The following is an 8,499-nucleotide window of genomic DNA, read 5'->3' as shown; positions in this document are numbered from 1 at the left end:
ACATTTTCAAAATACGGATGGTTCAAGGTAGTGATGCAGTGAATTTTCTGGCATGGAGCCCAACGGCAAGCTATGCGTAGTGCGGACTTACAAAGCCGAAACTCCCAACCTTGCACTTAGCCGAGGCTTTACATTTTGTATTTAGTTTCTTCTACCAAAATGCCAAATTAAAGTCTTGGCGGACTTCATTGCGTGAACGGATTTTCAATTGTGACGAAAACCCGCATTGCGTATAGCTTTTGTGTGTGCCCAGCATGGGCATCCGGTATCGAAGACACCAAATTATTCCAGAGGGTGAAAAGCCTGTTCCGAGTTTTATCGGTATCCCTCATGTGCGGGAGTTCCCGATTAAATTCGGGACAAGCTGTGTCCCGAAGCATTAGCAAGTCGCAATGCCTGCCCTGTTTTTCACAGGGGTGGTTTGTCGTGAGGCATGCCCTGAAGCCTCAGGATATGCTAAAAAGCGAGACTGCAAACCCCGGTTCCAACGAACAGAGCCTGTCCCGTCCAAACGGGAAACTGGATACTGAGGCCTGACAGGTTGGATGAGAGAACTGAGCGTAAAGAAAATATCCAGGGGATATTTTTAGTGAAGGGCCAGTACGAGTTAGCCAAGTACTGATTACTAAGTATGAACTCACCTTCCAAGAATACAGCTATGGTTTCTGTCCCAAGAAGAACATCCACAAGGCGGTAACACAAGCCCTGAAATATAGGACCAAGCGTAAAAAAATTGTCTCTTAAGACAATTTTAGCGAAGGGGCCAGGTAGCGGGTGGCAAGGCTATCAGGACATCGTGGACATTGACTTGATCCCGGTCAACCGGGATGATGAAGTAGACTATTCCATCCTACTACAGTTCATCTATCAACGGGTAAAATGCCCGACAACTCTCCGGCTTATTCGGAAATGGCTACGTGCACCCATCCAGATTGATGGAAAACTGCACAAACGTAGAAAAGGCGTGCCACAGGGCTCCCCGATCAGTCCCTTACTAAGCAACATCCTTTTGGATGTTCTGGACAAGGAACTGGACAGGAGAAACCTCAAATACGTTCGATATGCTGACGATTTCAGCATCTACACCAAATCAAAGACGGAGGCCAGAAAAGTGGGTAACGAGATTTATCTTTACTTAAGATACAAGCTCAGACTACCCATCAACAAGGAGAAAAGTGGCATCCGAAGACCCTCTAACTTCGAGTTGTTGGGACATACATTTGTTCCGACATATAAGAAAGGGGTCAAGGGAGGACTGAGCGTCAAGAAATCTTTTTGTAAAAGATTTTAGCGTGGGGCCAGGCTGAGGGGGGATTTGGTGGTGAAAAAGAACAGTTGGGAGTCGCTCAAACGTAAGCTCAAGCAGATCACCAAGAAAACCAAACCGTACAGCTTCGAGGAAAGGTTGAAAAAGCTGGCTGAGGTCTGGCGGGGATGGGTGAATAATTACCGCCCCTGACTATATCAGGACAGGCTTGCCAGTATCCACGCCAAGCTGAAAGCCATCGATGAATGGCTGCGAAACCGACTCCGCTACTGTATCTGGTCCCGGTCGACCGAGAGAAGAACCTTGAGCGGAAGCGAAAAAATCTGATCAGGTTGGGAGTAGAACAGGGACAAGCATATGCTTGGAAGGACCAAGCGTAAAAAATGACCTTTATAGGTCATTTTAGCGAGGGGCCAGGATGTGGGCTTGTAGAATGGGAGGCTGGGCCGTGGCTCAAAGTCCAATTCTGATTACTACTATTACTTTGTCACGCCTGAGAAGAAAAGGGTATGAATCTATGCTTTCCTATTACCTGAAAACGCAACCCATAATCCGGTGAACTGGGGCTGAGCGTAAAAAAATGATCTCTTTGGATCATTTTAGTAAAGAGCCTGAATGCAGGGTAGCTACGAGACTCCCGGTCGACCGGGATGGTGTGTCAGGCGCTCCCCGTCAGAGGAATCTGGCGGGGCCGTCTACACGATTAGTCTTTGTTAATTCCGCTGAATTTTCAATCATCTAACGGTAGATTATATAAAATGTTTCTTGTGTTTTTAAGAGGTATTAGTGGGCTCTCCAACATTAAATTTTGCAAAATAATTATCGTCTTGTCCGTGTCTAAATGTCTTTCTATATGAGCAACATATCCTGGCCATCCTCCACTATGTTTAACATACTTTCCAAATTTTTCATCTTCGATAATGTACCAACCATATCCATAACCTGTTGGAATACTGTCAAAGAATTTATAAGGTTGAAATATTCTTTCCTTATCAGTTTGATTTATAATTTTTTCATTTCTTAAAACTCTATCCCAATTATATAAATCTTGCGTAGTTGAATTTACCATACCATCCCCAACAACTCCGTCAAGATATGTAACGAATTTATAATCTGTCAAATTATCTGGTTTTACTTTTGTTTTTAGGCTATCTGAGTATAAATATCCAATTGCAATATTTTTCATCTCTTTAGGTTCATAGCGTTTTCTAAGTACCAATGTACTCTTCATATTAGAAGGAATAAATACTTTATTTTTTAAATAATCTTGGTAATTTAAATCGCTTGTACGTTCTATTATAGTTGCTAACAGCAAATATCCAGTATTACTATATTCATAGTCAGAATTGGTTTCGAAAAAAAGTTCGGGCTTATGTAATTCAAAGAGTTTTACAATGTCATCATTATTCGCGATTTTTTCCTTGTCCCAATATAAGTCAGCTAAATCAATATAGTCAGGTAGACCAGATGTATGATAAAGTAAATTTTCAATTGTAATTTTATTATAGAATGACAGTTCTGGAATGTACTTTCTAATATCATCTCCATAATTTATTTTACCTTCTTTCACCAATTGAACAATTCCCATCGCTGTAAATTGTTTTGATACCGAAGCAAGCTCAAAAATAGAATTTTCATTTAGGTCTACTTTAGTTTCTGCATCTGCCAAGCCATAACTTTTCTTCAATAAAATTTTCCCGTCTTCAGCTATTAAAACATTGCCATTAAATTTATTTTGATTGAATAAATCTGTATATAAACTATCTAATTTCTCTGTTTTTTTATTTTGTGCTTGATTGTCTTTGACTTTTTTATTATTCTGATTGCAGGATGAAAATAGAATAGAAAATGATATAATTATTAAGTAACTTATTCTCATTTTGTTATTTTTTTAATTACGGATATTTTTTCTTAATAAAGGATAACGTTCTTGTGTATGGACCGTTGCGTGTTAAAGCCCGAACCCATTCCAAGCACAAATCTACGTGAAAATTCCGCAGGGATTTTCCAGATGAGCACAGACCCAGTAATGGTTTATACACGGTGTGTGTGCCCAGCATGGGCATCTGGTATCGAAGATACCAAATTATTCCAGAGGGTGAAAAGCCTGTGCCGAGTTTTATCGGTATCCCTCATGTGCGGGAGTTCCCGATTAAATACGGGACAAGCTGTGCCCCGAAGCATTAGCAAGTCGCAATGCCTGCCCTGTTTTTCACAGGGGTGGTTTGTCGTGAGGCATGCCCTGAAGCCTCAGGATATGCTAAAAAGCGAGACTGCAAACCCCGGTTCCAACGAACAGAGCCTGTCCCGTCCAAACGGGAAACTGGATACTGAGGCCTGACAGGTTGGATGAGAGGACTGAGCGTAAAGAAAATATCCAGTGGATATTTTAGTGAAGGGCCAGTACGAGTTAGCCAAGTGCTGATTACTAAGTATGAACTCACCTTCCAAGAATACAGCTATGGTTTCCGTCCGCAGAAGAACATCCACAAAGCAGTAACTCAAGCTCTGAAATATAGGACCAAGCGTAAAGAAATTGTCTCTTAAGACAATGTAGCGAAGGGGCCAGGTAGCGGGTGGCAAGGCTATCAGGACATCGTAGACATTGACTTGATCCCGGTCAACCGGGATGATGAAGTAGACTATTCTATCCTGCTACAGTTCATTTATCTACGGGTAAAATGCCCGACAACTCTCCGGCTTATTCGGAAATGGCTACGTGCACCCATCCAGATTGATGGAAAACTGCACAAACGTAGAAAAGGCGTGCCACAGGGCTCCCCGATCAGTCCCTTACTAAGCAACATCCTTTTGGATGTTCTGGACAAGGAACTGGACAGGAGAAACCTCAAATACGTTCGATATGCTGACGATTTCAGCATCTACACCAAATCAAAGACGGAGGCCAGAAAAGTGGGTAACGAGATTTATCTTTACTTAAGATACAAGCTCAGACTACCCATCAACAAGGAGAAAAGTGGCATCCGAAGACCCTCTAACTTCGAGTTGTTGGGACATACATTTGTTCCGACATATAAGAAAGGGGTCAAGGGAGGACTGAGCGTCAAGAAATCTTTTTGTAAAAGATTTTAGCGTGGGGCCAGGCTGAGGGGGGATTTGGTGGTGAAAAAGAACAGTTGGGAGTCGCTCAAACGTAAGCTCAAGCAGATCACCAAGAAAACCAAACCGTACAGCTTCGAGGAAAGGTTGAAAAAGCTGGCTGAGGTCTGGCGGGGATGGGTGAATAATTACCGCCCCTGACTATATCAGGACAGGCTTGCCAGTATCCACGCCAAGCTGAAAGCCATCGATGAATGGCTGCGAAACCGACTCCGCTACTGTATCTGGTCCCGGTCGACCGAGAGAAGAACCTTGAGCGGAAGCGAAAAAATCTGATCAGGTTGGGAGTAGAACAGGGACAAGCATATGCTTGGAAGGACCAAGCGTAAAAAATGACCTTTATAGGTCATTTTAGCGAGGGGCCAGGATGTGGGCTTGTAGAATGGGAGGCTGGGCCGTGGCTCAAAGTCCAATTCTGATTACTACTATTACTTTGTCACGCCTGAGAAGAAAAGGGTATGAATCTATGCTTTCCTATTACCTGAAAACGCAACCCATAATCCGGTGAACTGGGGCTGAGCGTAAAAAAATGATCTCTTTGGATCATTTTAGTAAAGAGCCTGAATGCAGGGTAGCTACGAGACTCCCGGTCGACCAGGATGGTGTGTGAGGCGCTCCCCGTCAGAGGAATCTGGCGGGGCCGTCTACACGATTGTGCGTTCGTTTTTTTATTCAATTATTTTTTCGATTTCAGAGCCTGTCAAGTTCTGAATATTCCTCGTGATTTTTTCAATATTCCAATTCCACCATTGAAGCTCTAAAAGTTTTGTAATTACTTCTTTTGAAAATCTCTTTTTAATTTCTTTTGCTGGATTCCCTCCAACAATTGAATAAGGTTCAACGTCTTTAATTACTGTCGAATTTGTGGCAATAATTGCCCCATCTCCAATTGTCACTCCTGCCATGATAGTTGCGTTATAGCCAATCCAAACATCATTACCGATATTTATGTCTCCTTTTTGAGGATAAGATTTTCCTTCCATTGCATTTTCCCAACCATTCCCAAAAATCGCAAAAGGGTAAGTTGTTAGAGAATTTGTTAGGTGATTTGCTCCATTCATTATAAATTTTACTTCAGATGCAATCATACAGAACTTACCAATAGTCAGTTTGTCACCTACAAAGTCAAAATGATATTTTACGTTTTTTTCAAAATTTTCTACATTCTCGAAATCGTCATAATACGTGTAATCTCCAACAATAATGTTAGGGTTTTTAATGATATTCTTTAAAAAACAAAGTCTGTCATAATTCTCAAGTGGAAGTTTTATGTCTTTATTTGGGCCTGTCATATAATTTTATTCTGTTATGTTTATTGTGGTCTGAAATGACGCACAACGTTTAGTATATGGCAAGTAGGGCAGTAGAAAGCGATAAACTTTCGAGTTTGCTCTGAGCCAAAACGTTGTATTTTGTTTTTATCCTTTTCATTTTAAAAGCCAAATCAACGATTTGGCGGTGTTTGTAAATAGCACTAAACTTTCGTAAACCACTGAACGCCCTATTTGCTATATATAGTGTGTGTGCCCAGCATGGGCATCTGGTATCGAAGATACCAAATTATTCCAGAGGGTGAAAGTCCCTCATGTGCGGGAGTCGTGCCCCGAAGCATTAGCAAGTCGCAAGGTGGTTTGCCGCGAGACATGCACTGAAGGAAGCGAGACTGCAAACCCTGGTTCCAACGAACAGGAACTGGATACGGAGGCCGGTAAGGTAGGATGAGGTAGCACACCATACTAACGTCCAAAGGTTGGGTAACTAACAGGTGTCTTACCGGTAGATCCAGTGGATATTGGGGGAAGGAATATGCCATTACCTGGGGAGATCTTGGAATAGATTCAGTTTCTATGTGCCAAGAAGTCAGCAGAAGTCATATTAGTTATCGGAAACGAGCTGTAAGAGCTACAGAGGTCTCACTTGATAATGAAGGACTGAACATTGAATCGCGTCCTAATTCGGTTTGGAATGCTGAGAAATTGGTATAGCCTTACTTTAAGCGGACAGATAAGGAAAAGAAAGCAATGATAGCGAAAGTACTACAATCCAAAAATCTTTATAGGGCCTATCGTCAAGTGGTAGGAAACCAAGGGTCTGCAGGAGTAGACGGTATGGAAGTGAATGGTTTGAAGTCCTTTATAGACCAATATAAACCATCTTTACTAACGGGAATTCTTAGCAGGGAATATGTACCGAAAGCTATCAGAGGGGTGGAAATCCCCAAGAGTAACGGGAAGACTAGATTACTAGGAATTCCATGTGTAGTGGACAGGTGGCTTCAACAGGCGGTTAGTCAACAACTTGCTGTCCAATTCGAATTAGATTTTGAAGAAGAAAGCTATGGTTTCCGTCCTGGAAAGAATCTTCACGGAGCAGTAACCCAATCTCTTAATAACATCAATGATGGCTATCAGGACATTGTGGATATTGATCTGAAAGGGTTTTTCGATGAAGTACAGCACTACAAACTACTGCAACTAATCTATAATAAAGTAAAATGCCCGACAATCTTGTGGCTAATTCGAAAATGGTTGAGAGCACCGATCCAGATTAATGGGAAGTTGCACAAACGCAGAAAAGGATTGCCACAGGGAAGTCCCCTCAGTCCGCTGTTATCTAATATTCTACTGGATAAACTGGACAAATACCTCAAAAGTAAAGGGTTGAAATTCGTTCGTTATGCCGACGATTTTAGTGTTTATACGAAGTCTAAGGCAGAGGCCCGAAATGTGGGAAATGAAGTTTACTTGTTCCTCAAAAACAAGCTGGAATTGCCCATTAACAGGGAAAAGAGCGGTATTAGAAGACCTACAAAATTCGTGTTTCTTGGACATGGATTTACTCCTACTTACGGGAAAAGGGAAAAAGGCGACTACCAATTAGTTGTCAAGAAAGGTAGTTGGGAGAATCTAAGGCGAAAACTTAAGGGCATTACCAAGAAAACGTTGCCATACAGTTTTAAAGTGCGACTTCATAAACTCAAAGAGGTATGGATGGGCTGGATAAACAATTATCGTTTGGCCAATATAAAATCCAAACTTATTAAGCTTGATGAGTGGTTGAGGAATCGTCTGAGATACTGTATTTGGCATGACTGGAAAAAGCCAGTGCGGAAACGTAAAAATCTGATAAGGTTGGGAGTTTCACAAGGTTTAGCGTATGCTTGGAGTAGGACCAGAAAAGGAGGATGGGCAGTAGCTCAAAGCCCAATTTTGGGAACCACGATTACTCTTTCAAGACTCCGAAGAAAAGGTTATCAAAGTATGCAGGATTATTACTTGAAATTTAAATTTGAGATTCAATGAACCGCCGTATACGAGAACCGTACGTACGGTGGTGTGAGAGGCGCATCGTGGGCTTTTGGTTCACGACCGTCTACTCGATTGAACGAATCCTGCTAAGGCAGGAAGCCGGCAGTTTTTGCCGTTTCTTCCTACATTAGACTGATCCTTAATATTCAACATTTTAAGCTATGAAAAAAAAGCCAGCTATCATTGAAAAAGCCTATGAAAATGTACCAGGCTATGACTTTCAGCTCAAAAGGCTCCATAAATCAATAACCATTTCAGGCATGCTTCATAACTTGTCCCGAGAGTCGGGATCTTACCAAAGGGTTTACCCGCATCAGGCATTATGGCATCCGAGCCAGTGCTTTTAAGGCCTCACATAAAGTCAATATCGACAGTCAGATCGGTCAGGTCGTAATAGAAGTAGGGGGAAAACCTGCTTCCCTGCTCAGAAAGTGTCCTTGTTGCAAAACAGGAGAACTGCATACAGTGGCATGTTTCGACCAAAGGGGGCCACCAGCCAACTGGTTTAACAAAATCAGAAAGCAAAATAAAAAGCGCCAGCTAGCTTAATGGGACAGGTATGTCCAAAAAGTAAAACAGCCTCAAATTCGCTCCAAAACCCTTTACCTAATGAATAATGGCTACTAAAACAAAGAACCCTAGGCCAAAGGACAACTTAGAACCAGTAACTTTTTCATTCTACCAACGCTAAAAAAGCAAAAGGAGAAAACCATTCCCCATAGTAAATCTAATTCTCAACATCATTTCGATCAACACTGCATTCAGACTAGGCTGTTCCAGCCGTCAGAATGCTTAGTTATTACC

The 8,499-nt window shown here is 41.9% G+C and carries 11 protein-coding genes; 8 read left to right on the top strand and 3 right to left on the bottom strand.

Annotated features, from left to right (window positions below; genetic code table 11):
- Positions 1-796 precede the first annotated feature (796 nt).
- The 3 genes from AAC073_RS24780 to AAC073_RS24770 are packed head-to-tail and all read left to right on the top strand — an operon-like array spanning position 797 to position 1,647.
- Complete coding sequence (locus tag AAC073_RS24780; protein WP_339926475.1) at positions 797-1,291, top strand: reverse transcriptase domain-containing protein; 495 nt, start codon at positions 797-799, stop codon at positions 1,289-1,291.
- 27 nt (positions 1,292-1,318) lie between these two features.
- Complete coding sequence (locus AAC073_RS24775) at positions 1,319-1,459, top strand: group II intron maturase-specific domain-containing protein (protein ID WP_339926471.1); 141 nt, start codon at positions 1,319-1,321, stop codon at positions 1,457-1,459.
- A gap of 53 nt (positions 1,460-1,512) precedes the next feature.
- Complete coding sequence (locus AAC073_RS24770; protein WP_339926470.1) at positions 1,513-1,647, top strand: hypothetical protein; 135 nt, start codon at positions 1,513-1,515, stop codon at positions 1,645-1,647.
- Between the two features lie 350 nt (positions 1,648-1,997).
- On the opposite strand, the gene AAC073_RS24765 is transcribed toward AAC073_RS24770, so the two are convergent.
- Complete coding sequence (locus AAC073_RS24765; RefSeq protein ID WP_339926474.1) at positions 1,998-3,146, bottom strand: serine hydrolase domain-containing protein; 1,149 nt, start codon at positions 3,144-3,146, stop codon at positions 1,998-2,000.
- 304 nt (positions 3,147-3,450) lie between these two features.
- A complete protein-coding gene (locus AAC073_RS24760; RefSeq protein WP_339926473.1) occupies positions 3,451-3,711 on the bottom strand; it encodes a hypothetical protein in 261 nt (86 codons plus the stop codon).
- A 166-nt stretch (positions 3,712-3,877) separates the two neighbouring features.
- On the opposite strand from AAC073_RS24760, the gene AAC073_RS24755 reads away from it, so the two are divergent.
- From AAC073_RS24755 to AAC073_RS24745, 3 genes are read left to right on the top strand one after another with little or no spacing between them, the layout of a single operon-like run.
- Entirely contained in the window at positions 3,878-4,360 is a 483-nt protein-coding gene (locus tag AAC073_RS24755) for a reverse transcriptase domain-containing protein (protein WP_339926472.1), read from the top strand.
- A gap of 27 nt (positions 4,361-4,387) precedes the next feature.
- On the top strand, positions 4,388-4,528 hold the full coding sequence (locus AAC073_RS24750) for a group II intron maturase-specific domain-containing protein (RefSeq protein ID WP_339926471.1): 141 nt from the start codon (positions 4,388-4,390) through the stop codon (positions 4,526-4,528).
- Between the two features lie 53 nt (positions 4,529-4,581).
- Entirely contained in the window at positions 4,582-4,716 is a 135-nt protein-coding gene (locus tag AAC073_RS24745; RefSeq protein WP_339926470.1) for a hypothetical protein, read from the top strand.
- 339 nt (positions 4,717-5,055) lie between these two features.
- Here AAC073_RS24745 and AAC073_RS24740 read toward each other — a convergent pair whose 3' ends face one another.
- Positions 5,056-5,679: a CatB-related O-acetyltransferase gene (locus tag AAC073_RS24740; protein ID WP_339926469.1), complete on the bottom strand. Its 624-nt coding sequence runs from the start codon at positions 5,677-5,679 to the stop codon at positions 5,056-5,058.
- A gap of 729 nt (positions 5,680-6,408) precedes the next feature.
- On the opposite strand from AAC073_RS24740, the gene ltrA reads away from it, so the two are divergent.
- Together ltrA and AAC073_RS24730 are read left to right on the top strand one after the other, a co-directional pair.
- Complete coding sequence (ltrA, locus tag AAC073_RS24735; protein ID WP_339926468.1) at positions 6,409-7,689, top strand: group II intron reverse transcriptase/maturase; 1,281 nt, start codon at positions 6,409-6,411, stop codon at positions 7,687-7,689.
- Between the two features lie 167 nt (positions 7,690-7,856).
- On the top strand, positions 7,857-8,042 hold the full coding sequence (locus AAC073_RS24730) for a hypothetical protein (protein WP_339926467.1): 186 nt from the start codon (positions 7,857-7,859) through the stop codon (positions 8,040-8,042).
- Positions 8,043-8,499: the final 457 nt, after the last annotated feature.

Origin of the sequence: uncultured Cyclobacterium sp. (assembly GCF_963977555.1) — a bacterium.
Taxonomy (GTDB): domain Bacteria; phylum Bacteroidota; class Bacteroidia; order Cytophagales; family Cyclobacteriaceae; genus Cyclobacterium.
The sequence above is the reverse complement of the archived record's forward strand: the minus strand, read 5'-3'. Positions and strand labels throughout refer to the sequence as shown.

Bases quoted from the DNA above. Each gene is read 5' to 3' on its own strand.
- AAC073_RS24770 (WP_339926470.1), top strand. From the start codon at position 1,513: ATGGCTGCGAAACCGACTCCGCTACTGTATCTGGTCCCGGTCGACCGA.
- AAC073_RS24765 (WP_339926474.1), bottom strand. From the start codon at position 3,146: ATGAGAATAAGTTACTTAATAATTATATCATTTTCTATTCTATTTTCA.
- AAC073_RS24745 (WP_339926470.1), top strand. From the start codon at position 4,582: ATGGCTGCGAAACCGACTCCGCTACTGTATCTGGTCCCGGTCGACCGA.
- AAC073_RS24740 (WP_339926469.1), bottom strand. From the start codon at position 5,679: ATGACAGGCCCAAATAAAGACATAAAACTTCCACTTGAGAATTATGAC.
- ltrA (WP_339926468.1), top strand. From the start codon at position 6,409: ATGATAGCGAAAGTACTACAATCCAAAAATCTTTATAGGGCCTATCGT.
- AAC073_RS24730 (WP_339926467.1), top strand. From the start codon at position 7,857: ATGAAAAAAAAGCCAGCTATCATTGAAAAAGCCTATGAAAATGTACCA.